The 24,262-nt window shown below is 71.8% G+C and carries 21 protein-coding genes and 1 pseudogene; 13 read left to right on the forward strand and 9 right to left on the reverse strand.

Going from position 1 to position 24,262, the window contains the following annotated elements:
* Positions 1-5 precede the first annotated feature (5 nt).
* The 5 genes from AB0367_RS21900 to AB0367_RS21920 all read right to left on the reverse strand — a co-directional run bounded on the left by AB0367_RS21900 (position 6) and on the right by AB0367_RS21920 (position 5,747).
* On the reverse strand, positions 6-251 hold the full coding sequence (locus tag AB0367_RS21900; protein WP_366228213.1) for a MoaD/ThiS family protein: 246 nt from the start codon (positions 249-251) through the stop codon (positions 6-8).
* A 55-nt stretch (positions 252-306) separates the two neighbouring features.
* Positions 307-1,347: a GTP 3',8-cyclase MoaA gene (gene moaA, locus AB0367_RS21905; protein ID WP_366228214.1), complete on the reverse strand. Its 1,041-nt coding sequence runs from the start codon at positions 1,345-1,347 to the stop codon at positions 307-309.
* Between the two features lie 31 nt (positions 1,348-1,378).
* Positions 1,379-2,239: a fructosamine kinase family protein gene (locus AB0367_RS21910; RefSeq protein ID WP_366228215.1), complete on the reverse strand. Its 861-nt coding sequence runs from the start codon at positions 2,237-2,239 to the stop codon at positions 1,379-1,381.
* Between the two features lie 78 nt (positions 2,240-2,317).
* Positions 2,318-3,979 (reverse strand): GTPase, encoded by a 1,662-nt coding sequence (locus tag AB0367_RS21915; protein ID WP_366228216.1) that lies wholly within the window; start codon positions 3,977-3,979, stop codon positions 2,318-2,320.
* 19 nt (positions 3,980-3,998) lie between these two features.
* A complete protein-coding gene (locus tag AB0367_RS21920; protein WP_366228371.1) occupies positions 3,999-5,747 on the reverse strand; it encodes a dynamin family protein in 1,749 nt (582 codons plus the stop codon).
* Between the two features lie 276 nt (positions 5,748-6,023).
* On the opposite strand from AB0367_RS21920, the gene dnaK reads away from it, so the two are divergent.
* Genes dnaK through AB0367_RS21940 form a run of 4 tightly spaced genes read left to right on the forward strand, consistent with a single transcriptional unit; the run spans position 6,024 to position 10,236 of the window.
* Positions 6,024-7,883, forward strand: coding sequence for a molecular chaperone DnaK (dnaK, locus tag AB0367_RS21925; RefSeq protein WP_366228217.1), 1,860 nt, complete (start codon positions 6,024-6,026; stop codon positions 7,881-7,883).
* Positions 7,880-8,551 (forward strand): nucleotide exchange factor GrpE, encoded by a 672-nt coding sequence (grpE, locus tag AB0367_RS21930; RefSeq protein ID WP_366228218.1) that lies wholly within the window; start codon positions 7,880-7,882, stop codon positions 8,549-8,551. The genes dnaK and grpE overlap by 4 nt, the downstream gene beginning before the upstream one ends.
* Positions 8,552-8,576: 25 nt before the next feature.
* The gene (gene dnaJ / locus AB0367_RS21935; RefSeq protein ID WP_366228219.1) at positions 8,577-9,794 is read left to right on the forward strand and encodes a molecular chaperone DnaJ; all 1,218 of its coding nucleotides are present in this window, start codon (positions 8,577-8,579) and stop codon (positions 9,792-9,794) included.
* Positions 9,784-10,236 (forward strand): helix-turn-helix transcriptional regulator, encoded by a 453-nt coding sequence (locus AB0367_RS21940; RefSeq protein WP_366228220.1) that lies wholly within the window; start codon positions 9,784-9,786, stop codon positions 10,234-10,236. Before dnaJ ends, AB0367_RS21940 begins: the two co-directional genes overlap by 11 nt.
* 65 nt (positions 10,237-10,301) lie before the next feature.
* On the opposite strand, the gene AB0367_RS21945 is transcribed toward AB0367_RS21940, so the two are convergent.
* On the reverse strand, positions 10,302-10,733 hold the full coding sequence (locus tag AB0367_RS21945) for a hypothetical protein (protein WP_366228221.1): 432 nt from the start codon (positions 10,731-10,733) through the stop codon (positions 10,302-10,304).
* A 215-nt stretch (positions 10,734-10,948) separates the two neighbouring features.
* Here AB0367_RS21945 and AB0367_RS21950 point away from each other — a divergent pair, with 215 nt between their 5' ends.
* From AB0367_RS21950 to AB0367_RS21990, 9 genes are all read left to right on the forward strand, one after another.
* Complete coding sequence (locus AB0367_RS21950) at positions 10,949-11,518, forward strand: DUF1707 domain-containing protein (protein ID WP_366228222.1); 570 nt, start codon at positions 10,949-10,951, stop codon at positions 11,516-11,518.
* Positions 11,512-12,678: a hypothetical protein gene (locus AB0367_RS21955; protein WP_366228223.1), complete on the forward strand. Its 1,167-nt coding sequence runs from the start codon at positions 11,512-11,514 to the stop codon at positions 12,676-12,678. The genes AB0367_RS21950 and AB0367_RS21955 overlap by 7 nt, the downstream gene beginning before the upstream one ends.
* An 82-nt stretch (positions 12,679-12,760) precedes the next feature.
* Positions 12,761-15,355 (forward strand): ATP-dependent chaperone ClpB, encoded by a 2,595-nt coding sequence (clpB, locus tag AB0367_RS21960; RefSeq protein ID WP_366228373.1) that lies wholly within the window; start codon positions 12,761-12,763, stop codon positions 15,353-15,355.
* A 21-nt stretch (positions 15,356-15,376) separates the two neighbouring features.
* Entirely contained in the window at positions 15,377-15,742 is a 366-nt protein-coding gene (locus tag AB0367_RS21965) for a hypothetical protein (protein WP_366228224.1), read from the forward strand.
* A 114-nt stretch (positions 15,743-15,856) separates the two neighbouring features.
* Positions 15,857-16,552, forward strand: coding sequence for a hypothetical protein (locus AB0367_RS21970; RefSeq protein ID WP_366228225.1), 696 nt, complete (start codon positions 15,857-15,859; stop codon positions 16,550-16,552).
* A gap of 48 nt (positions 16,553-16,600) precedes the next feature.
* Positions 16,601-17,395: an SDR family NAD(P)-dependent oxidoreductase gene (locus AB0367_RS21975; RefSeq protein WP_366228375.1), complete on the forward strand. Its 795-nt coding sequence runs from the start codon at positions 16,601-16,603 to the stop codon at positions 17,393-17,395.
* 383 nt (positions 17,396-17,778) lie between these two features.
* Complete coding sequence (pyrE, locus tag AB0367_RS21980; RefSeq protein WP_350546022.1) at positions 17,779-18,315, forward strand: orotate phosphoribosyltransferase; 537 nt, start codon at positions 17,779-17,781, stop codon at positions 18,313-18,315.
* Positions 18,316-18,378: 63 nt separating this feature from the next.
* Positions 18,379-18,759: a metalloregulator ArsR/SmtB family transcription factor gene (locus AB0367_RS21985; RefSeq protein ID WP_366228226.1), complete on the forward strand. Its 381-nt coding sequence runs from the start codon at positions 18,379-18,381 to the stop codon at positions 18,757-18,759.
* Positions 18,760-18,777: 18 nt separating this feature from the next.
* Positions 18,778-19,425, forward strand: a complete 648-nt coding sequence (locus AB0367_RS21990) for a class II aldolase/adducin family protein (protein WP_366228227.1) — start codon at positions 18,778-18,780, stop codon at positions 19,423-19,425.
* A gap of 141 nt (positions 19,426-19,566) precedes the next feature.
* On the opposite strand, the gene AB0367_RS21995 is transcribed toward AB0367_RS21990, so the two are convergent.
* The 3 genes and pseudogenes from AB0367_RS21995 to AB0367_RS22005 form a co-directional block, all read right to left on the reverse strand.
* Entirely contained in the window at positions 19,567-20,358 is a 792-nt protein-coding gene (locus AB0367_RS21995) for a DedA family protein (RefSeq protein WP_366228376.1), read from the reverse strand.
* 34 nt (positions 20,359-20,392) lie between these two features.
* Positions 20,393-22,886: pseudogene (locus AB0367_RS22000) on the reverse strand (polynucleotide kinase-phosphatase).
* The gene (locus tag AB0367_RS22005; RefSeq protein WP_366228228.1) at positions 22,883-24,241 is read right to left on the reverse strand and encodes a 3' terminal RNA ribose 2'-O-methyltransferase Hen1; all 1,359 of its coding nucleotides are present in this window, start codon (positions 24,239-24,241) and stop codon (positions 22,883-22,885) included. Before AB0367_RS22005 ends, AB0367_RS22000 begins: the two are co-directional and overlap by 4 nt.
* Between the last annotated feature and the right edge of the window lie 21 nt (positions 24,242-24,262).

A 24,262-nucleotide genomic window follows, 5' to 3' on the forward strand; every position in this document is an offset into this window, starting at 1 on the left:
CCCGGTCAGCCGCCCGCGAAGGGGGGCAGCACGTCGACCGTCGCCGTGGCCGGCAGGGTGGCCTCGCGGTCGCGCCACGAGGTGCCCTCGACCAGGAACGAGCACGCGGTCAGCACGGAGGCGAGGCGCGGGCGGTCCGCGGTGATCACCGCGACCAACTCGGCCAGCGTCGCCGCCTCGACCTTCTCCTCGGGCAGGCCGGAGGCCGCACGGGCCCCCGCGAAATAGCGTACGAGCAGCACGTGGGTCATTCTCCGATCGAGAGCGCGGCGGCCGCGCGAGGTGGGCGTGCGGTGAGCACGGTGGTCAGCCTCCGATTGCCGACATCGGCCGGGCCGGCTGCAGGAACCTCGGGTCGTCGATGCCGTGCCCGGCCGGTTTGGCCCACATCGCCTTACGCCAGAGGTCGGCGAGTTCCTCGTCGCCCGCCCCGGCCCGCAGCGCGGCGCGCAGGTCGGTCTCGTCCTGGCTGAACAGGCACGAGCGCACGGCGCCGTCGGCGGTGAGCCGGGTGCGGTCGCACGCGCCGCAGAACGGGCTCGACACGCTCGCGATCACCCCGACCTTGGCGGGCCGCCCGCCGATGCCGGCGTGGCCGTCGACGACCCACGTCTCGGCCGGGGCGCCGCCGCGCGCGTCGGGGTCGGGCAGCAGGGTGAATGCTCCGCGCAGCTGCGCGAGGATCTCAGCGCCGGTGACCATCTCCTCGCGGCGCCACGTGTGCCCGGCGTCGAGCGGCATCTGCTCGATGAAGCGCAGCTCGTAGCCGCGCTCGAGGGCGAATCGCAGCAGCGGCACGGCCTCGTCGTCGTTGACGCCACGCAGGAGTACGGCATTCATCTTCACCGGCACGAGGCCGGCCTCGGCCGCGGCGCCCAGCCCGGCGACCACGTCACCGTGCCGGTCCCGGCGGGTGAGCGCCTCGAACCGGGCCGAGTCGGTGGTGTCCAGGGACACGTTCACCCGGTCCAGCCCGGCCTCGGCCAGCGCCGCGGCAAGCCGGCTCAGCCCGATGCCGTTGGTGGTCAGCATCATGCGCGGCCGCCCGGGCAGCGCGGCGACGGCGCGGACGATCTCGGTGAGCCCGCGGCGCAGCAGCGGCTCGCCGCCGGTGAACCGCACGTCGGTGACGCCGAGGCGGTGCACGGCGACGTCGATCAGGCGCACGACCTCGGCGTCGGTGAGCAGGGTCGGGCTGGGCAGCCAGTCCAGGCCCTCGGCGGGCATGCAATACGTGCAGCGCAGGTTGCATCGGTCGGTCAGGGAGACCCGCAGGTCGGTCGCCACGCGGCCGTGCCGGTCGGCCAGGCCGGCGCCGGGGGGCTCGAGCGGAACCTGGTGGGTCATGGTTCGAACGGTACCCGAACGTCCGCCCCGGTCAGAGCGCGCGCAGTAGCGATCGGACCGAGTCGCCGTACGCCGCGCCGAAGAGAGCGGTGTGGACCAGCATGAGGTAGAGCCGATGCAGCGGTACCCGCTCCTGCCAGCCGTCCGCGAGCGGCCATGACTCCTGGTAGGCGGCCAGCAACCGATCGTGGTGTGGCACGCCGCCCCACAGGCCGAGCAGCGCCAGGTCGGTCTCGCGGTGCCCGCCGTGCGCGGCCGGGTCGACCAGCCAGCCGTGGCCGCGGCGGTCCCACAGCACGTTGCCGGGCCACAGGTCGCCGTGGATGCGCGAGGGCGGCTCGTCCCCGCCGTACGACGATATTTCCGACATCACCCGCTCGACCCCGGCGATGTCATCACTGGTCAGCACCCCGGTCGAGGCCGCCAGGAACGGGCGCAGCCGGAACTGCGCGAACCACGGGCCCCACGGCAGCGCCGAGGGCTCGTTGGGCAGCCGGAGCGTGCCGATGTATCCGGGCCAGGGCGCCCCGAACGTCTCCGCGCCGCAGCGGTGCAGCCCGGCGAGCCCGCGCCCCAGCTCCTCGGCGCCCGCCGGGGTCGCCTCGCCGTGGTCGATCCACTCCAGGGCGAGCATGGACGGCAGCTCGGCGATGATCTCCGGTACCGGCGCCGCGTCAGCCGCCCGCAGCCAGCGCAGCCCGGCGGCCTCGGCGGCGAAGAACCCCTCCGGCGGGTCGGCGAGGGACTTGGCGAAGACCGAGCTGCCGTCGTCGAGCGTGAGCCGCTGGGCGGTGCAGATCGAGCCGCCCGGCACCGGCGTCTCGCGGATCCGCTGGTGCTGGATGAACACGGGCAGCTGGGCGGGGTGTTCCTTGAGGTACCGCAGGTCCATCAGCCGGCCTCTTCCAGATGGTTCCGTCCGAGGGTGCCGAAGCCCAGCCGGCGGACCGAGCGGACGAGCAGCGGTCTGCTAAGCGGCGGCAGCGAGGGCTTCACGCGCGTCATCGTACGAGCGAAGCACCTCCTGCACCGGCACGACGATGTGCGTGCCCGCGACGGCGGCGATCGACTCGCGCAGCCGGCGCTCCACCCGGACCCGCGCACGGCGCGCGGCGATGCCGACGAGGGGCCGCACCACGATCGCCAGCAGCAGGCCGAACAGCAGGCCGCCGCCGAGGAGTACGGTCGCCAGCGGTATCCCGGCGCCGACCTTCGGCCCGTCGACGTTGGGCAGGCCGAGCAGCGCGAACACCGCCCGCACCCCCAGCCAGAGCAGCCCGGCCAGCGCGGTCGCCGCGCCCAGCCACTGCAGCGCGCCGACCAGCCGCCACCAGACCGGCCTCCGGTTGAGCCCCAGGTCGGCGGAGGCGACGGCGACGTCGAGCGCGTCGGGCACGTCGTCGACCCGCGAGCGCGACGCGGCGGCGATCGCGGCCGGCCACGGCTCCGGCAGCCCCTCGGAGGCGGCCGTGGCGAGCTCGCGCGAGGCGAGCGAGACGGCGGCCTTCTGCGCCGCCGTCGACTCCGGCAGCGAGGTGGCGTCGGGCCGCTCGACCGGGCCCGTGTCGAGGTGCAGGCGGCGCAGCGGGTCGGGGCGCACCCGGCGCGCCCAGCGCAGCACCGGCCAGCCCAGCGTGCCGGCCGCGCGGTGCCGGTAGGTGCGCTCGGTCGCCGCCGCCACGATCGGGGCGCCCGCGGCGGTGCCGAGCGCGTCGGCGAGGCGGTCGACCGTGGCCCGCGGTACACCGGCGGATGGCCCCGATCCGCTGGCCACGAGTGGCTGCAGGGCGGCCACCGCGTCCGTGACGTCGCCGTTGAGGCGCAGCAGCGCGGCCTGCCGCGTCGCGACCGCGCGCTCCAGCGCGGTGCGCAGCGTGGCCAGGCCCGGCTGGCCCTTCGCCGACGTCGCGAACGCCGGCACGCCGGTCAGGCCATCGGCGTCGAGCAGCCGGCGCAGGTCGGCGACGATCCGCTCGGCATCGGCGCGGACCAGCCGGTCGGCCTGGTTGAGCACGACCACCGTCACGTCGTGGTGGCGCTGGAACTGTTCGAGGTATTGCCGGTGCACCACACGGTCGGCGTACTTCTGTGGGTCGAGCACCCACACCACCAGGTCGACCAGGCGCAGCAGCCGGTCGGCCTCGCGCCGGTGCCCCGACTCGATCGAGTCGAAGTCGGGCAGGTCGAGCAGCACCAGCCCGCGCAGCGCGGCCTCGTCGTCGCCGTCGAGCGCGCTCTCCCGGGCGAACCGGCGGTTGGGCGGCACGCCGAGCCAGTCCAGCAGCGGCGCGGCGCCCTCCTGGCCCCAGACGCAGGCGTGCGCGACGCCGGTGGTCGGCCGGCGCACGCCGACGCGGGAGAGCTGGAAGCCGGAGATCGCGTTGAACAGGCTGGACTTGCCGCTGCCGGTGGCGCCGGCCAGCGCGACCACGGTGTGGGCGCCGGACAGCGCGAGCCGCTCGCCGGCCCGGTCGATCACGGTGCGGGCGGTGACGAGCCGCTCCTCGGGCACGTGCCCGTCGGCCGCCACGACGAACCGGCGCATCGCCTCCACCCGCGTGACCAACTGGTCGGCGTCGACCGGTCGCGCCTGTCGCGGGACCACCTGCTTGATCCTCTCCACCAGGCTCATGCCGTCCCTCTCACCGGGCTCATGCGTCGAACTCGGGGCGTGCCTTGTGGATGGCCACGCTCAGGGTGCGCAGCCGGGCGGCCAGTTCCTCGTCGGTGCCCGCGCCGGTCAGCGCGCCGCGGAACCGGTCCGCCTCCTCCTCGAACAGGGCGCCGACCCGTTCGGCCAGGCTGAGCCGGGCGCGCTCGGCCAGCGACCGCACCGCCTGGTCGCCGAAGATCGCCTCAAGGACCTTCTGGGCCGCGATCGTGGTGCCGCCGGCGACCGCGATCTCCGCGCCCGTCGGGATGAACGCCGTGGTCGTGAAGACGGTGACCATGACCAGCAGGCCGGTCGCGTTGACCGCGTAGGCGCCGGCCTTGGCGACCACCCGCTTGTCGCCGGCCTCCGTGCGCACCAGCTCCAGCACCGAGCGCTGCCAATCGCGGATCAGCCGGTCGATGCGCTCGTCGAGGTCCTCGGACGGGTGCACCAGGTTGGGTGCGGCGTCCAGCAGCGACACCCCCGCCGGATGTGCCCGCCAGGCGGTCCCGGCCCGCTCCGCGGCGTCGGTCGCGGCGCCCTTGAGCAGCACCGCGAGCCCCGAGCCGAGCGCCTCCTGGAACTGCTCGCCCGGCGGGGGCCGTCCGGTGATGGCGGCGACCGCCCGGTCGCGCAGCCTGCCGACCCGGGCCTGCAGCGCGCGCATGATGTCACCGGTACCGACGAGCTCCTGCCAGCGGGCCAGCACCTCACCGCGCAACAGCGCGCCGTCGTGGATGCCCTTGTCCACCGACTCGGTCGCCGCGCGATACGCCACGTGGACCGCCTCGCCGAGCGCCGTCACCGCCGTGACCTGGTCCTCGGCGGCGGCCGCCAGAATGACCACGTCCACGGTGAGCGCGTCGATCGCCCCGCCGACGGTCTGCCGCACGACCGTGGCACGCGCCTCCGCGTCGCGGGCGAGCCGGTCGAGCCAGGCGCTCAGGTGCGCGATCTGCGCCTCGCCGAGCAGGCCCTGGCTGTCCAGCCGGGTTTCCGGGAGCACGAACAGGGGAACCCCGCCGAGCTCATGGTCGCGCAGCATCTGGCTGAGGTGCGGGCCGATCTCGTCAGCGGCGCCGGCGCCGGGCACCCGGTCGAGCACGAGCGCGACGGCGGTGCCCCGGTTGCGCGCGGTGCGCAGCAGGCCCCAGGGGACGGCATCGGCGTATCGGGCGGCGCTCGTGACGAAGAGCCAGAGGTCGGCGGCGGCGAGCAGCTGGCCGGCCAGCTGCCGGTTGGCGTCGACGACCGAGTCGATGTCGGGCGCGTCGAGCAGGGCCAGCCCGGGCGACAGCGCCGGGGCCGACACGACCTGCAGCGAACGCGCGTCGCCGCTCGGCCCACTCGTGCGGGTGAGCGAGGGCAGCAGGTTGGCCCGGGAGAACCAGGACATGTCGTTCGGGTGGCAGACCAGCACCGGGGCCCGGGTGGTCGGTCGCAGCACCCCGGCCGGGCTGACCGGCGTGCGGATCAGGCTGTTGACCAGGGTGGACTTGCCGGCGCCGGTGGAGCCGCCGACCACCACCAGCAGCGGTGCGTCGAGGCGCTCCAGCCGGGGCAGTAGGTAGTCGTCGAGTTGGTCGACCATCGCGGCGGCGACGGTCCCGGCGCGCTCGGCGCTGGGCAGCGGCAGGGCGAACCTCGTCGCCCGCACCGCGTCGCGCAGATCCGACAGAGCGGCGGCAAGCGGCTGGTCCGTCCGGCGCGGGCGTGGGGTTCGACCGGAAGACGGGCCATCCGGCAATGGATCAGCGGCCGTCAACCGGGCGGACACCGACTCGCCCTGTGTGGTCACGGATAAAGCGTGCACGATGCGGCTCGGCAACGCCATGCAATGGGCGCGAACATCGATGCGACGTGCGCGATCACACCCGGGAATCACCCGGGCCGGTTTGGGGTTGCGTCTAGCGGACTCAAGGTTCCACTTGACGATCGAGCATCTCGTGGCACTATTGAGTGACTGTCACTCAACTTCGCAGCCGGCGGCCAACGCCGACTGCCGCATGGAGGTCAAGCAGCTATGGCACGTGCGGTCGGCATCGACCTCGGAACCACCAACTCGGTGGTCAGTGTCCTGGAGGGCGGCGAGCCCAGCGTCATCGCCAACGCCGAAGGTGCGCGCACGACGCCGTCGATCGTCGCGTTCGCCCGCAACGGCGAGGTTCTCGTGGGTGAGGTCGCCAAGCGGCAGGCCGTCACCAACCCGGACCGGACCATCCGCTCCGTCAAGCGTGAGATGGGCACCAACTGGGCCACCGACATCGACGGTAAGAAGTACACCCCGCAGGAGATGTCCGCGCGGGTGCTCATGAAGCTCAAGCGCGACGCCGAAGCCTACCTCGGCGAGCAGATCACCGACGCGGTCATCACCGTGCCGGCATACTTCAACGACGCGCAGCGCACCGCCACGAAGGAGGCCGGCGAGATCGCCGGGTTCAACGTGCTGCGCATCGTCAACGAGCCCACCGCGGCCGCCCTGGCGTATGGGCTGGACAAGGGCTCCAAGGAGCAGACCGTCCTGGTCTTCGACCTCGGTGGCGGCACCTTCGACGTCTCCGTCCTGGAGCTCGCCGAGGGCGTCGTGGAGGTCAAGTCGACCTCCGGTGACAACCACCTCGGTGGCGACGACTGGGATGAGCGCGTCATCGACCACCTGGTCAAGACCTTCCGCGGCCAGCACGGCATCGACCTGTCCGCCGACAAGATGGCGATGCAGCGGCTGCGCGAGGCGGCCGAGAAGGCCAAGATCGAGCTGTCCGCGGCGACCACGACCTCGATCAACCTGCCGTACATCACCGCCGGCCCCGACGGCCCGCTGCACCTGGACACCCAGCTGTCGCGCTCGGAGTTCCAGCGGATGACGCAGGACCTGCTGGACCGCACCAAGGTGCCGTTCGAGCAGGCGATCAAGGACGCCGGCATCAGCATGTCCAACCTCGACCACGTCATCCTCGTCGGCGGCTCGACCCGTATGCCGGCCGTGACCGACCTGGTCAAGCAGCTCACCGGCAAGGAGCCCAACAAGGGCGTCAACCCGGACGAGGTCGTCGCCGTCGGCGCCGCCCTGCAGGCCGGCGTCCTCAAGGGCGAGGTCAAGGACGTCCTGCTGCTCGATGTCACCCCGCTGTCGCTGGGCATCGAGACCAAGGGCGGCATCATGCACAAGCTGGTCGAGCGCAACACCACCATCCCGACCAAGCGCTCCGAGGTCTACACGACCGCCGACGACAACCAGCCCTCCGTGCTCATCCAGGTCTTCCAGGGCGAGCGGGAGATGGCGGCGTACAACAAGCGGCTCGGCACCTTCGAGCTGACCGGCCTGCCCCCGGCGCCGCGCGGTGTGCCGCAGATCGAGGTCACCTTCGACATCGACGCCAACGGCATCGTGCACGTGTCCGCCAAGGACCTGGGCACCGGCAAGGAGCAGTCGATGACGATCACCGGCGGCTCGGCGCTGCCGAAGGACGACATCGCGCGGATGATGCGCGACGCGCAGGACCACGCCGACGAGGACAAGCGCCGCCGCGAGGAGGCGGAGACCCGCAACCTCGCCGAGGCCCTGCAGTGGCAGACCGAGAAGTTCCTGGCCGAGAGTGGCGACAAGATCCCCGCCGACGCCAAGGACCAGATGAACGAGGCGCTGGGCGACCTGCGCAGCGCGCTCGGCGGCAACGACACCGAGCGGATCAAGGCCGCGCACGAGAAGCTCGCCCAGGTCTCCCAGCAGGCCGGTAGCGCGCTCTACGAGCAGCAGCGGCAGCAGCAGGCCCCCGGCGACGCCGGCGGCGCCACGGGCGGCGCGAGCACTGGCGCGAAGGCCGGCAACGGCCCGGACGACGTGGTCGACGCCGAGATCATCGACGAGGACAACAAGAAGTGACGGATGCGCAGAAGCCGGAGGCACCCGAGGCGGAGGCCATCGCCATCGACGCGGTCGACGAGACCGTCGTGACGGCCGAGGCCGCTGCGGAGCCGGACCAGGAGAAGCCGGTCGAGGGCGAGATCGTGGACGAGGAGTTCACGGTCCACGCCCCCGATGCGGCCGCCGCGGCGGAGGCACCCAACCAGGCGGCGGCGCAGGGCACGACCGACGACGCTCACCAGCACGGGCTGGGCGCGGAGCTGGCGGCCCTGCGCACCGAGCTCGACGAGCGCACGCGGGACCTGCAGCGGGTCACCGCGGAGTATGCCAACTACCGCAAGCGGGTCGACCGCGACCGGGCGTTGGTGGTCGAGCAGGCCAGCGCCAACGTGCTGGGCGCGCTGCTGCCCGTCCTCGACGACCTTGACCGGGCACGCGAGCACGGTGACCTGGTCGGGCCGTTCGGATCGGTGGCGGAGCAGCTCATCGCCGCGCTGACCAAGTTCGGGCTGACCGTTTTCGGTGCCAAGGGCGACCCGTTCGACCCGACGCGCCACGAGGCGGTGGCCCACCTGACCTCGGCCGAGGTGTCCGAGCCGACCTGCATCGACGTGATGCGGCGCGGCTACCTCCTCGGCGAGCGGCTGCTGCGACCGGCTCTGGTCGCGGTCGCCGACCCGGAGTAGACGAACGCCTGGAGGAGGTGGCGCGATGAGTTCGAAGGACTGGTTGGAAAAGGATTTCTACGCGGTTCTGGGCGTCACCAAATCCGCTTCCACCGACGAGATCAAGAAGGCGTACCGCAAGCTCGCGCGTGAGCTGCACCCCGACCGCAACCCCAACAACGCGGCGGCCGAGGAGCGGTTCAAGGCGGTGTCGGAGGCGTATGACGTGCTCTCCGACCCGGCGCGGCGCAAGGAGTACGACGAGATGCGGTCGTTGTTCGGCGCGGGGCAGTTCCGCCGTAACGCCCGGGCCGGCGGCCCGGCGGGGGCGGGCGGTCCCGGGTTCGACTTCGGCGACCTGTTCGGCAACGCCGGGGCGGGCGCGGGCGGCCCGTCCCACGACACCGACCGCCGCTTCGGCGGCGCCGGCTTCTCGGACCTGTTCAGCTCGATCTTCTCGGGTGGTGGAGGCGCGCCGACGACCGGACGCCGAAGCCGCGGTCGCGACGTCGAGACCGAGGTCGTGCTCAACTTCGTCGACGCGGTGCAGGGTGTGACGCTGCCGATCACCCTGCGCACGCCTGGCACCTGCGAGACCTGCCACGGCAACGGCGCGGCACCGGGCTCTTCCCCGCGCAGCTGCCCCAAGTGCCGCGGCCTCGGCGTGGTGAGCAGCAACCAGGGCTCGTTCAGCTTCACCGAGCCGTGCCGCGAGTGCCAGGGCGTGGGCACCATCGTCGACGAGAAGTGCCCGGAGTGTCACGGCACCGGCGGGGTCACCAAGACCCGCACGATCAACGTGCGGATCCCCGCCGGCGTCTCCGACGGCCAGCGCATCCGGCTGGCCGGCCGGGGCGAGCCGGGCACCAGGGGCGGGTCGCCCGGCGACCTGTTCGTGCTCATCAAGGTCCGTCCCGACCCGGTCTTCGGCCGCAGCGGCGACGACCTGACGCTGACGGTGCCGGTGACGTTCGCGGAGGCGGCCCTCGGTGCCGACCTGCGCGTGCCGACGCTCGACGCTACCGTGCTGCTGCGCGTGCCCCCGGGCACGCCGAGCGGCCGGACGCTGCGAGTGCGCGGCAAGGGTGTCGCCCGGCGCGACGGCAACGTCGGTGACCTGCTGGTCACCATCGACGTCCACGTGCCGGCCGAGCTGTCCGAGGCGGCCCGGAAGGCCCTGTCCGACTATGCGGCCGCGGCGCCGCCGGCTCCACGGGAGCGGCTCGACGCGATCGCACAGGAGCGCAGCAGCTATGAGCGATGACGACGGCATGAACGCGCACGAGGTGTTTCTCAGCTTCGAGGCGGTCTCCGACGCCAAGGTGCTGATCATCTCCATCGCGGCCCGGCAGGCCGGGATGCACCCGCAGACCCTGCGGCAGTACGACCGCATGGGCCTGGTGCAGCCCGGCCGCACCTCCGGCGGCGGCCGCCGCTACAGCGAGCGCGACGTGGCGCTGCTGCGCGAGGTGCAGCGGCTGAGCCAGGAAGAGGGCGTCAACCTCGCCGGCATCAAGCGCATCATCGAGCTCGAGGGCCTGGTCGGCGACCTGCGGCAACGGGTGGCCGAGCTGGAGGCGGAGCTCATCCGGACCCGCACCCGCCTGGCCCAGATCGAGGCCGCGGGCTTCCCGCGCCGCGACCTGGTCCCGACGAGCCAGCAGCAGACGGCCCTGGTGGTGTGGCGCCCGTCGAAGAACGTTTGACCCAGGCGCCGTGGGGGCACGACGACGTCACTGCTGAGGGGCGCCGCATGCCGAAGCGGTGCCTCTCAGCTCAGTTTTCTTGGTTGTCTTACCAGGCCGCCCTCGCACCAGTCGCGGTAGTCGAAGAGCTCGGGGCGGGCCAGGAGCATTCTCGCGTTGTGGGCCCACGTCGTGAGCGGCTCGTCGCCGTTGCCTTCGGCCTGTTCCACGAACTTCCTCAGGCGGCGCTTCGGGTGGGCGCGGAAGTGCGTGCGAATGCCGTCGGCCGCGTAGATGTAGAGGCAGTGCAGCGCGAACCGGCGCGCGGGGCAGGCCGGGTCCATCGCCAGTTCGAACAGGGTGCCGACCAGCCGGTCGCCGGCGACCAGCAGGTCCCAGTCCGGGGGCATCGTCTGCAGCAGCGAGGCGTCCGGGTGGTAGGCCCACGCGCGCAGCTCGGCCGCGGTAGGGTCGACCGGGTTCTGGAAGCCCCGGAATCCCGCCTGTGTCACGCTCACTATTTGCTCCCGTGGCCAGCGGGTGATCGCCAGGGATGCCGCCACTTCGTCAGGCTCCCTGGTTCGCGACAACTTAGCCCGTCACCAGGTCGTATGGGAAGAGCCGATGGCGTTGTTCACCCTCGGTGAGCCACGGTGAATCCGCACTTTTCCACCCGAAGTGGGTGGCGAAACGCAGTATGTCAATGACTCACGATGAGGTCTACAGTGTCGTCGTGAGCACGGACCGTCCGGACATGCGCATCTCCGACGCCGAGCGGGAGCTTGTGGTCGCCCAGCTCAACGCCGCTGTCGCGGAGGGCCGGCTGACGCTCTCGGAGTTCGAGGATCGCGTGGACGGCGTGCTGCGGTCGCGCACGTTCGGGGAGATCGAGCCGTATGTCGGTGACCTGCCGCAGAAAGGGCCCATGGCGGTCCCGGAGCAGCTGGAGATCCGCAACCGCTCGTCCAGCCTCAAGCGCCAGGGCCGCTGGACGGTGTCGCGCCGCCTGCTGATCAGCACCCGGTCCGGCTCGATCAAGCTCGACTTCACCGAGGCCGTGTTCACCAGCCCGGTGGTCGAGGTCCAGCTCGAGGCGCGGTCCAGCTCGATCGAATTGGTCCTGCCGCGCGGGGCCACCGCCGACATCGGCAGCATCGCCCCACACTCGAGCTCGGTGAAGCAGAAGGTCCCGGCGGTGTATGACCAGCCGGAGCAGGGCGTCATCTTCAAGATCGGCGGAGAGGTGCGCAGCAGCAGCGTGCGCGTGCGCTACCAGCGCAGATTCTGGCGCTGGCGTTGGTAGGAGCGAAGGGCCGGGGCCTGCTCGTCACGCTGGCCGCGGTGCTGCTCGCGACGCTCAGCGCCGGCTCGTGCTCGCCGAACGGCACCGCCGAGCCGCAGCAGACCCCCAGCGACGACATCTCCTACGAGGACGTGCCGGCGACCCCCGGCGGCTCCGAGGACCCGCACAACCGGCAAAACGTGGTGCCGGTGCCGAAGGGAACCTCGCCGCGCGGCGTCGAGTTCGCCGACCCCAACACCGGATACGCCCTGTTCACCTCGTGCGTGGCCAGCCAGTCCTGCCAGGCCGGTCTGGTGCTCACGCTCGACGGCGGGTCGAGCTGGGTGCCGCGCAAGCTGCCGTTCGCCGCCGCGATCGACGTGGACATGCGCCTGGGCCGTGGCAACGTGCTGATCATCAAGGCGGCGCCCGACGGGTACTTCGTCTCCCGCGACACCGGCCGCACCTTCGAGCGCCGCCCGCTGACCCCGCCGCCCGTCGAGCTCAACCTCGCCGAGCCGCAGTACTCGGTCGGCTGCCAGGACACCGCTGCGAGCGGCTGCTCGCAGCCGTGGACCGTCGGCGACGACGGCAACCGCGCCCCGCTGCCCGCACGACCGTCCGGCGACCACCGGTACACCGGCCTCACCTCCACCGCGGACGGCACCCTGTGGCTGACCGCCCAGGCCCTGGCCGGCACGCCCTCCCCGGCAGCCGGCTCCACGGTCACCGTCTGGAGCAGCGCCGACCACGGTCATACCTGGCAGCCGCAGGGCACCGCGCACGCGACGGACGAGACCGCCGTGGTCCGCCCGGTGGTGGCCCCCGACGGCTCCGACGTCTGGCTGGTCGGGCCCCACTTCGCCGCCCGCCGCCAGCGGGGTACGACCGGCTCTGCCTCCGTCTGGACCGAGGCGACCGCGATGCGGGAGGTGGCCGAGGTGTTCAGCGCCGAAGTCCTGCCCGGCGGGGCGGTGCTGATCGCCAGCAATCAGGGCGTCTGGGTCCTCGACCAGCAACAGCGCACCCGCGATCCCGGCGCCCGCCTGGTCTTCCGGCTCCGAAGACTGGACGCCCAGACCATCCTGGGCTACCCGGCCCAGCAGTCGGGCGAAGTCTGGCTCTGCACCACGAAGAACAAGTCCTGCGACTGGTCCCACGTAGCGGTGAGCGCCCGATAGCTAGAAACCGGACTTGAGTGGAATAGACTCAACCTCGTTGGTGTCGTACCTCCTGAAGGACGCGCGCTGGAACGAGGAGTCGATGAACGCCGAACGCCTGACCACCAAGAGTCGCGAGGTCATCAAAGCCGCCGTGGACGCGGCGAGCCAGCGTGGGCACGCCACTGTTGAACCCTGGCACCTTCTGCTGGCGCTGCTGGACACGGGCGGCTCGACCGCCGCCGGCCTGCTGCGCGCGGTGGGTGCCAACCCGGCCGACGTGCGACGCGCCGCGCTGCACGCCGTGGAGCGGCTGCCCAGCGCCCGCGGCGCGAGCGTGGTGGAGCCCAACGTGGCCCGCGAGTTCGCCAACGCGATCGCGGCAGCCGAGCAGATCGCCCGGCCGCTGGGCGATGAGTACACCTCGACCGAGCACCTGCTGGCCGGCCTCGCCCAGGTCGGCGGGGCGGTCGCCACGCTACTCAAGGAGTCCGGCGCGACCGAGAAGACGCTCGTCGCGGCGTTCCCGCAGGTGCGCGGCGGCGACCGGAAGGTCACCTCCGCCGACCCCGAGCAGACCTTCCAGGCGCTCGAGAAGTACGGCGTTGACCTGACGCAGGCCGCGCGGGACGGCAAGATCGACCCGGTGATCGGGCGTGATGCCGAGATCCGCCGGGTGATCCAGGTGCTGTCCCGGCGTACCAAGAACAATCCGGTGCTCATCGGCGAGCCCGGCGTCGGCAAGACCGCGATCGTGGAGGGCCTGGCCCAGCGGATCGTGGCCGGCGACGTGCCCGAGTCCCTGCGCGACAAGCGGCTGGTCAGCCTGGACCTGGGCGCCATGGTCGCCGGCGCGCAGTATCGCGGCCAGTTCGAGGAGCGCCTCAAGTCCGTGCTGGAGGAGATCAAGGGCTCCAACGGGCAGGTCATCACGTTCCTCGACGAGCTGCACACGGTCGTCGGCGCCGGCAAGGGCGAGGGCTCGATGGACGCCGGCAACATGCTCAAGCCGATGCTGGCCCGCGGGGAGCTGCGGATGGTCGGCGCGACGACGCTGGACGAGTACCGCGAGCACATCGAGAAGGACCCGGCGCTGGAGCGGCGCTTTCAACCCGTGGTTGTGGGCGAGCCGTCGACCGCGGACACCATCGGCATCCTGCGCGGGCTGAAGGAGCGCTACGAGGTGCACCACGGCGTGCGGATCACCGACGCCGCCCTGGTCGCCGCGGCCACGCTGTCGGACCGGTACATCACCGACCGCTTCCTGCCCGACAAGGCCATCGACCTGGTCGACGAGGCCGCGTCCCGGCTGCGCATGGAGATCGACTCGCGGCCGACCGAGGTGGACGAGGTCGAGCGCAGCGTGCGCCGGCTCGAGATTGAGGAGATGGCGCTGGCCAAGGAGCCCGACGCCGCTTCCGCCGAGCGGCTGCAGCGGCTGCGCGCCGAGCTCGCCGACCGGCGCGAGCAGCTGACGGCGCTCACCGATCGCTGGCAGAACGAGAAGCAGCACATCCAGAAGATCTCCAACACCAAGGAGCAGCTGGAGCAGCTGCGCGGCGAGGCCGAGCGGGCAGAGCGCGACGGGGATCTGGCGAGGGCCTCCGAGCTGCGCTACGGCGTGATCCCCCAGCTGCAGCACGAGCTGACGCAGGCGGAGAGCGAGCTCACCGCCCTGCAGTCCTCGGGCGCGATGCTCAAGGAGGAGGTCTCCGCCGACGACATCGCCGCCGTCGTCGCCTCCTGGACGGGCATCCCGGCCGGGCGGCTCATGGAGGGCGAGACCGCGAAGCTGCTGCGCATGGAGGAGTCGCTGCGCAGCCGGGTCATCGGCCAGGAACGCGCGATCCAGGCCGTCTCCGACGCGGTGCGCCGCGCCCGGGCCGGCATCGCCGATCCGGACCGCCCGACCGGTAGCTTCCTGTTCCTCGGCCCGACCGGCGTCGGCAAGACCGAGCTGGCCAAAGCGCTGGCGGAGTTCCTGTTCGACGACGAGCGCGCGATGGTGCGCATCGACATGAGCGAGTACGGCGAGAAGCACACCGTCGCCCGGCTGGTCGGCGCGCCGCCCGGCTACATCGGCTATGAGGAGGGCGGCCAGCTCACGGAGGCGGTACGCCGCCGCCCGTACACGGTCGTGCTGCTGGACGAGGTCGAGAAGGCGCACCCGGACGTGTTCGACGTGCTGCTGGCGGTGCTCGACGACGGACGGCTCACCGACGGGCAGGGCCGCACGGTCGACTTCCGCAACGCGATCCTGATCCTTACGTCCAACCTCGGCTCCGAGGTGCTGGCGGACGATCCGACGCTCAGCGCCGAGCAGCGCCAGGACGCGGTGATCGCCGCCGTCCGGGGCCACTTCAAGCCGGAGTTCGTGAACCGGCTCGACGACATGGTGGTCTTCGACGCATTGTCCCAGGCGGATCTGCGTGCGATCGTAGAGATCCAGCTCAATGCGTTGAGCCGGAGGCTGGCCGATCGCCGGCTCACGCTCGAGGTCTCCGACCAGGCGCGTGACTGGCTGGCCAGTCTTGGGTATGACTCGGTGTACGGCGCGCGTCCGCTGCGCCGCCTGGTGCAGACGTCCATCGGCGACCAACTCGCCCGGGCGCTGCTGGCGGGCGAGATCAGGGACGGCGACCGCGTCGTGGTCGACCTGTCGGACGACAAGAAGGCGCTCATCGTGACCGCCGGATAGAAGTGTGGAAGGGTGCGGCAGATGCTCAGGAAGAAACGCGCGTTCGACGACGACCTGCGTCTGCTTGCCGACGCCGACACGCTGGCGTTCGGTGGGGTCGGCATCGCCGGCGCCCTCCTGCCGGCCACCAAGGCGTATTTCGCCATCGAGGAGGGCCTCCGCGAGCACGGGGACGAGCTTCGTCCCCGGCTGGAGGCCCTTCTCGACCGCGCCACCCCGGCCGGCCGGGTCTACGCCGCCGAGCTGCTGACCCACGCCGACGCGGCGGCCGGCCAGGCCGCCTGGCGCCGGCTCGAAGGCCAGCGCGGCGAGATCAAGACGTTCAGCGGCTGCATCATGAGCAGCACGACGGTGGCCCGCTACGCCGAGGAGCGCCTGCTGGGCTGACCCGAGGGGCCCGGCGCCGAATCCACCCTGGTGGCCGCGCCCCGGACCGGCTGCGCGACTAGCGCCGCATCGATACGGTGGTCCCAGGGATTCCCTGGGAGGAGAGCCAACCGGATGTCATTCGCCGTTCCGGCCTCGGCGCCGCGCGCCCGGCCGTCCACTGTCAGCCTCGCCTCGATGCTGCTGTTCGCGGCCGCGGCGATCGAAGTGATCAACGCGGTCCTCTCGCTGCTGTACGCCCAGAAGATCAACGAAGCCACGAAGCGGGTCTACGAGCAGGCCGGCGTGCCCTCGAACAACAGTGGCGCCATCGGCGCCACTGTTGGCGTCGTCTTCGCCTTCGTGATCGTCGTGGCCCTGGTCCTGCTCGGCTACTTCGTCAGCCGCGGCAGTCAGGTGGCCCGGATCCTCACCTGGGTCTTCGGCGGCCTCGCCTTCTGCTGCAGCCTGTTGGGGCTCGGTTCGGTCCTGTTCGCCCAGCCGTTGTGGGACCAGGCCCGTAAGGCCACGCCGAACCTGCCCGCCTGGGACGAATACCAGCGGATCATCTACGCCGAGGTTCCCGGCTGGTACCAGCCCGTCACGACGGTGCTGAGCATCCTGCTGATCCTGGCGATCCTGGTGCCGATCATCCTGCTCGCCCTGCCGGCCTCGCACCCGTACTTCCGCAAGCCGCAGCAGGAGTGGGAGCCTCCCGCGTCCGGCGGACCCGGCGGCTTCCCGGGTCAGCCCGGCCAGCCGGGTGATCCCGGTCAGCCGGGTGATCCCGGTCAGCCCGAGCCGCCCGGATACGGACCACCCACCGCCTGAGCGGCCCATCGAAAGGGCCGGACGACCTCGTCCGGCCCTTTCCGCTACATTGCCGCGGTGACCGAACGGCGTTCCGCACTCGTGACCGGAGCCACCGCGGGTATCGGGGCCGCCTTCGTCCGGGAGCTCGCCGCCGAGGGCTTCGGGCTGATCCTGGTGGCCCGCGACGAGGAGCGGCTGCGAGGCCTCGCCGCCGAGTTGCCCGTGCCCGTCGAGGTGCTGCCGGCCGATCTCGCGACGGCCGACGGGTGCGACACCGTCGCGGCCCGGCTCACCGATGCGGGCCGCCCAGTCGACCTGCTCGTGAACAACGCCGGCCGGTCGCTCAACCGCTCCTTCCTGCGCTCGACGGTCGAGCTGGAGGAGGAGTTGCTGCGGCTCAACGTCCACGCCGTCATGCGGCTGACGCTGGCCGCCCTGCCCGGGATGGTTGAGCGGGGGCGCGGCGAGATCGTCAACGTCTCGTCGGTGTCGGGGTTCGCGGCGCTGATGCCGGGCTCGACGTACCCGGCGAGCAAGGCCTGGGTCACCAACTTCAGCGAGTCGCAGGCGCAGCTGGTGCGCGGCAAGGGCGTTCGGGTCATGGCGCTGTGCCCGGGGTACACCCGAACCGAGTTCCACGGCCGGGCAGGCATCGACATGAGCCGGACGCCCTCCTGGATTTGGCTGGACGCCCGGACCGTCGTGCGAGCCGGCCTGCGGGACCTGCGCCGTGGCCGGGTGGTCAGCGTGCCCGGCTGGAAGTACAAGCTGGCGGTCTTCGGCATCCGCCACGCGCCGCGCGGCCTGGTCCACCGGGTGGCTCGGGACACCAGGGGACGCATCGGGCATGAGGAGCGTTAACGGCCGTGCCAGGGACAGATCCGTGCACTACGACAAGCATTGAATTTGCTGTGTATCGAGCATGATTGTGGTCACGTACATTCGGATGATGGCCGATAGGTACCATTCGCGTGGTCGTTCGGTTGGCTCAAGACTGGACTTTTGGGCGTTTTCGCAGGTAGGCGCCCTTGATCGATCATTGCAACGATCCAATGAGAACAAAATTCAGGTTTTCGCCGGCGCATCGGTAGATCGTCATCCCCTGTAACCGTCACCCCGTGCGTCACTCGTGGTGATCGTTGCGATCACCTTCGTATTCGCCCTCGTCCCCTTGACGGCTTTAAATTTGGCCGAGAGCGCGGGTCATCGATTCACTGCGGAGATTTAGCGCGTACGCTTCGGTCATGACCGACCGTGACGACCTGCTGAAACTCGTACACGACTTGGCCGTGGTGCGCGGACAGGTCACGTTGTCGTCCGGACAAGTCGCCGACTGGTACGTGGATCTCCGTCGCTTGACGCTGCACCACGCGGGTGCACCGTTGGTCGGCCGGGTATTGCTCGATCTTGTCGACGACTGGGAGTTCGACGCCGTGGGAGGGCTGACCCTCGGTGCCGATCCGGTGGCCACCGCGATGCTGCATGCGGCGGCCGCCCGCGGGGGACGGACGCTCGACGCGTTTGTCGTCCGTAAGAGTGACAAAGCTCATGGTCTGCAGCGCCGGATCGAAGGACCCGACGTTGCCGGCCGCCGCGTTCTCGCGGTCGAGGACACCTCCACCACAGGTGGGAGTGTCCTGACGGCCGTTGAGGCGTTGCGAGAGGCGGGCGCCGAGGTTGTCGGTGTGGCCGTTATCGTCGATAGGGGCGCGGAAAAGGCGGTTCGCGCCGCGGGGCTGAGCTATCGCTCAGCATTTTCGTTGGCTGACCTCGGCCGATAGGGCTGAAAAATTGTCGATTCGGACCTGCGCATATGCAGGCGGGTCGATGGTGTTGGTGGAAGGATGGAAAACGTGGGAACTGCGCTGGCTGAGATGACCCTGCCCCAGATCTCGCCGCTTGCCGGCGAGCCGATTGACCGCGCCGATGCCGAGCGTCTTGCCGGCGTCCTGAAGGCACTTGCCGACCCGGCCCGACTCCGGCTGCTGAGCCTGATCCAGTCGGCGCCGGACGGCGAGGCGTGTGTGTGTGACCTGACGGCCCCGCTCGGGCTTTCGCAGCCGACGGTGAGCCACCACCTGCGAATCCTGACCGAGGCCGGGCTGCTGGAGCGCGAGAAGCGGGGTGTGTGGGCGTTCTACCGCCTCGTGCCCTCCGCGATCGGCACCATCGCCGATCTTCTGACGCCGCCGCGTAAGCGCGCGACCAAGAAGTCTCCTCGCTAAAAAGGGTCGGGTAGGGCTTTGCGGCGCTACCCGACCGGGGACCTTCGCGACCAGCTCGCCCATGTCGGGCAGGCGGTCGTGCAGGCCGGACTCGTCGTGGGCTCGGGTGGCAATTTATCCGCCCGGGCACCAGGCGCGGACGAATGCTGGGTAACCGCGGCCGGGACATGGCTCGACCGGCTCGACCGTGGTTCATTCGTTCGGATCCGAATCAGCGACGGCGCGGCTCTTGACAGCAATGCCAAGGCCGCGCCGTCATCGGAGCTCGCGCTCCACCTCGCCACCTACCGCGCCCGGCCGGACGTCAACGCGGTCGTGCACCTGCACCCCCAGACCGTCCTGCTCCTCGACGCGATCGGTGAGCCGATCAGGCTGGCCACCACGGACCACGCCTTCTACCTGCGACGGGTGGCGACCACGCCGTTCGTGCCGCCGGGCCGCCCCGAGGTGGGCACCCTGGCCGCCGAGGCGTGCGCCGACGGCACCGACTGCGTCGTGCTGTCCCGGCACGGCTGCTCGGTCGTCGCCGACACCGTCGAGCTCGCCCACAAGCGAGCGTTCTACCTCGAAGAGGCCGCGCGGCTGACCTACCGCGCCCTAGCCGTCGGCCGTGCGCTGGAACCGCTGCCGACCGACTGGCTCACCACGCCCGGCGCCACCGCCTGAGACCGGTCGGCCTACCCTCGTCGTCCGGTTGAGCCGCAGGTCAAGGTGCGTGAGCGTAGGACGCCGCCGAGCGTCGGCACCGATGTGCACAAGGGCGCGCGTTCGTGGTGCAGGACCCGGACGGTCCGGCCGATCTGGTGTTTAGTCGCGGACGCGGTGGTCGCCCGGGCGGTCGGTGGGGCGGTCGGTCGGGCGGATCGTCGGCAGGACCTGGGTCGGGGCGTTCGCCGGGTCCTGCGCGGCGGCGGAGGCGTGCCCGCCGCGGCGCCGCTCCTGCCAGCCCCTGAAGACCTCGATGAAGATCGGCAGGGCGGAGATCAGGACGATCAGCAGCACGGCCGGCAGCAGGTACGTGTCGATCTTCTCCGGCGGGATCAGCTCCCGGATCTGCTTGGCCAGGGCCCAGCCGACGAAGATGATGCCGTCGGTCCACAGGATGCCGCCGATCACGTTCCACAGGAAGAACTGCCGGGCGGGCATGCCGACGACGCCGGCGACCGGGTTGAGGAACGTGCGCACGATCGGAATGAACCGGGCGAGCACCACGGCCTTCGCCGGGCCGAACTTCTCGAAGTAGTACTCGGCCTTCTCGACGTACTCCTTCTTGAGGATCTTCGAGTTGGGCCGGTCGAACATCCGGCGGCCGTAGCGGGCACCCAGGAAATGACCCAGCTGGGCACCCGCGATGGCGCAGATCGGCGCGCCGATGAGCAGCCGCGGCAGGCTCAGCTGCGCGCCGAGCAGGTCGGCGGCGGCCGGCGACGAGGCGACGCCGGCCAGGAACAGCAGCGAGTCACCCGGGAAGAAGAACCCGATGAGCAGGCCGGTCTCCACGAACATGATCAGCCAGACGCCGATCACGCCGAACGTGCTCAGCAACCCCTTCGCGTCGAGTGGGTTGAGGGAGAGCAGGTCGCGCGCGGCGCTGGTCATTTCTTCCACGGGTCACCAGGGTACGTGAGTCTCCTTACAGCCGTGGATCCACGGGCTCGCTTTCACAGGCGAGCACCGCGAAAACGAGCTGGTGCACCCGCCAGGCGGGTGCGCCGGCCGCCAGCAGGTCGAGCGCGGCCAGGCCAAGACCCTGTTCGCGCAGCGCCAGGCCGCGTTTGCGGCCGAGGTTGCGGTTGCGCAGCGTGGCGAGCCGCTCCGGCTCGGCGTAGTCCGGCCCGTAGATGATCCGGAGGTACTCCCGGCCGCGACACTTGATCGCCGGCTGCACCCGCGGCCCGGCGTCCTGCGCGGGCTTGACGACCATGCCCTCGCTGCCCGCCCCGGTCAGCTCCAGCCACCAGTGCGTGACCGCCGCGACCCCGTCCGGGTCGGCGGGGTCAACGACCAGTCGCCGGGTGGTCGTGAACAGCTCCGGTTCGGCCGCGACCAGCCGGTCCACCAGCGTCAGGTGCCACTCGTGCCCCTGCCGCGCGTGGTTCGCGCCCTCGGCGGCCAGCACGTGGAACGGCGCCACCCGGACGCCGGCCAGGCCGTCGGTCGGCCAGCAGTAACGTCGGTACACGTCCGCGAACGCCGCGATCGACGACTCCCGCGCCGCGAAGCGCCCGGCCAGGTCGCCGACGTCGATGCCGCGCCCGGCGGCCGCGACCAGCGCCGCGCGCGCCGCGGGCAGGGCGGCGCCGGCCGCGGCAGCCACGCTCGCGTACTGGTCGCGGATGAGCGGCTCGGCCTTCGCCGACCAGGGCAGCACCTCGGCGTCGAGGAGCAGCCAGTCGGTGCCGAGCTCGTCCCACAGCCCGGCGGCCGATCGCGGCGACGACCCGCTCGACCAGCGGGGCGGCGTCGGGGAAGAACGGCCGGCCGGTGCGGGTGTACACCGCGCCGGAGCCGTCGCGGCGCACGTTGAGCACCGCGCGCGACCCCATGTGCTTCTCCTGGCAGACGACCCGCGGCACGCCCGCCCGGGCATAGTCGGCCAGCGCCTCGACCGGGTGCTCGAGGTACCCCTCCTGGACCGAGGTCGACGCGGGCGCCATCGTCGGCGGGAGCCAGACCAGCCAGGCCGGGTCGACCGCGAACCGGCTCATGACCTCCAGCGCCGCCGCGGCGTTCTCGGCCGCGACCGTGACCCGCCCGGCCGGCGTCTCCAGGCTCCGGCGGCCGGTGACGTCGGCGAGGTCGAGCCCCTCGAAAGCCGAGCCTCCCGAGCCTCCTTGACCGCCCAGGCCGGCCGGCGCCGGGGCCAGCGGCCGGACCGGCGCGTAGTGCTCCCGCTCGGCCGGCACCGAGACCAGCTCGCGCGTGGGGTACCGCAGCGCGGTCAGCGAGCCGCCGAACACGCAGCCGGTGTCGACGCAGATGGTGTTGTTGACCCACTCCGGGCTAGGGGTGGGGGTGTGGCCGTAGACGACCATGGCCCGCCCGCGGTACTCGGTCGCCCACGGGTAACGCACCGGCAGGCCGTACTCGTCGGTCTCGCCGGTGGTGTCGCCGTAGAGCGCGAAGGAGCGGACCCGGCCAGAGGCGCGGCCGTGGTAGGCCTCCTTGAGCCCGGCGTGCGCGACGACGAGCCGGCCACCGTCCAGGACGTAGTGGCTGATGAGCCCGTCCAGAAATTTCGCGGCAGCTGCCGAAACATCCGGATCGCCGGCGAGCTGGGTCATGGTCTCGGCCAGGCCGTGCGTCAGCTGCACGTTGCCGCCGCGCAGCTTGCGCAGCAGCTTGGCCTCGTGGTTGCCGGACACGCACAGCGCACTGCCGGCCTCGACCATGCCCATCACCAGGCGCAGCACGCCCGGCGAGTCGGGCCCGCGGTCGACGAGGTCGCCGACGAAGACCGCCGTGCGCCCCTCCGGGTGCGCCGCGCCGGCGGCGCGGCCCAGCGAGTCGCGGGTGATCTCGTAGCCGAGCTTGTCGAGCAGCAGCTCCAGCTCGGCCCGGCAGCCGTGCACGTCGCCGATCACGTCGAAGGGGCCGGTGAGCTCCCGGCGGTTGTTGAACAGCGGCTCGTACTCGATCGTGGCCGCGCCGATCTCGGCCACGCCGCGCAGCACGTGCACCTGCCGGAAGCCCTCGCGGCTGAGGCCGCGTAGCGAGCGGCGCAGGTCGCGGTGCTGCCGGGCGACCACGGGCCGGCCGAAGTCGCGGTCCGGCCGGGCCTGTGTGCGCGCCCAGCACTCGTCCTCCGGCACGTCCAGCACGATCGCGACGGGCAGCACGTCATGCTCGCGGGCGAGGGCAACCAGCGCCTGCCGCGCGTGGCGCTGCACGTTGGTGGCGTCCACGACGGTGAGCCGGCCGGCCCGCAGCCGCTTGCCGCCGACGTAGTGCAGCGCGTCGAAGGCCTCGCCGGAGGCGGACTGGTCGTTCTCGTCGTCGGCGACCATCGCCCGGAAGGCGTCGGAGGACAGCACCTGCGTGGACGCGAAGTGCCGCCGGGCGAACGTCGACTTGCCCGATCCGGACACGCCGACGAGTGCCACGAGGCAGAGCTCGGGGATCTTCACTTGCTGAACACCGCCATCTGGGTAGGTGCGCCGGCGGCCGGATCCTCGGGGCCGATGCCGGAGCGGGTGACCGTGTAGCCGTAGCGGGCCGCGACCTCGTCGCACCAGGCGCCGAACTGCGCGCGGTCCCACTCGAAGCGGTGGTCGGCGTGGCGCAGGTGGCCGTGGGCCAGCCCCGGGTACAGCGCGTTGTACTCGACGTTCGGCGTGGTCACGATGACCGTGGCGGGGGCGGCGTGGCCGAACACGCTCGCCGCGAGTGCCGGTAGCCGCGGCGGGTCGACGTGCTCGATCACCTCCATGAGCACAGCGGCGTCGAAGCCCTTGAGCCGGTTGTCGCGGTAGGTCAGCGCGGTCTGCAGGAGCCGGATCCGGTCGCGCTGCCGGTCCGGGAGCCGGTCGAGGTGCAGGCGGCGGGCGGCCATCTCCAGGGCGACGGTGCTGACGTCCGCGCCGACGATCTCCGTGTACCGCCGGTCGCGCACGAGCTCGCCGAGCAGCGCCCCGGGGCCGCAGCCGAGGTCGAGCACGCGGGTCGCGCCGGACTCGGCCAGGGCCCGCAGCACGTCGGCCCGGCGCAGCTGGTGCAGCGACTCGGGGCGGGGCGCCGGCTCCTGCGGTAGCTCCGACAGTTCCGAGAGATCGTCGAGCCGGGCCAGCGCGGCCGAGGTCAGCGCCGCCTGGTGAGCCAGGTATCGCTTGGCGATGTGCGCCTTGCGCGGGTGCCCGGCGAGCCAGCCCGTGCCGGCTCGCAGCAGCTTCTCCACCTCGTCCGGGGAGACCCAGTAGTGCTTGGCGTCGTCGAGGACCGGCAGCAGCACGTACACCTGGTTCAGCGCGTCGGCGAGCCGCAGTGTGCCGGTGAGGCGCAGGTCGACGTACCGGCTGGGCCCCCACTCGGGGTGCTGGGCGTCCAGCGCGATCGGCGTGGCCTCGACCGCCCAGCCCAGCGGTGCGAACAGCTCCTCCGCGCTGCCCTTGCAGCGCAGCGCCGGGATACGCAGCTCGAGCGGGATCGGCGTGGCGGCGAGCTCGGGCCGGTCCCGGGAGTCCCCGCGCAGGGCCGAGCGCCACACCCGGCCCAGCGCCGCGGAGAGCAGGCTCGACGCCGCGTACGGCCGGTCGTTGACATGCTGGTGCAGCGTGAACGTCTCGCCCTGCTGCCGGGTGCGCAGCAGCGCCGGGTCGATCTCCAGCAGCAGCGCCGCGGTGCAGCGCTCCTCGCTGGCCTCCGGATAGAACACGTGGGCGCGGCCGGCGGAGACGCCGAAGGTCTGCAGCCGGTCGGGGTGCTTCACCAACAGGTAGCCCAGGTCGGTCGCCGGGCGGTGGGTGGTCGTGACGGTCAGCAGCACTCGATCATCATGGCGCTCGAA

The sequence above is a fragment of the Dactylosporangium sp. NPDC051484 genome (assembly GCF_040689395.1).
Classification (GTDB): domain Bacteria; phylum Actinomycetota; class Actinomycetes; order Mycobacteriales; family Micromonosporaceae; genus Dactylosporangium.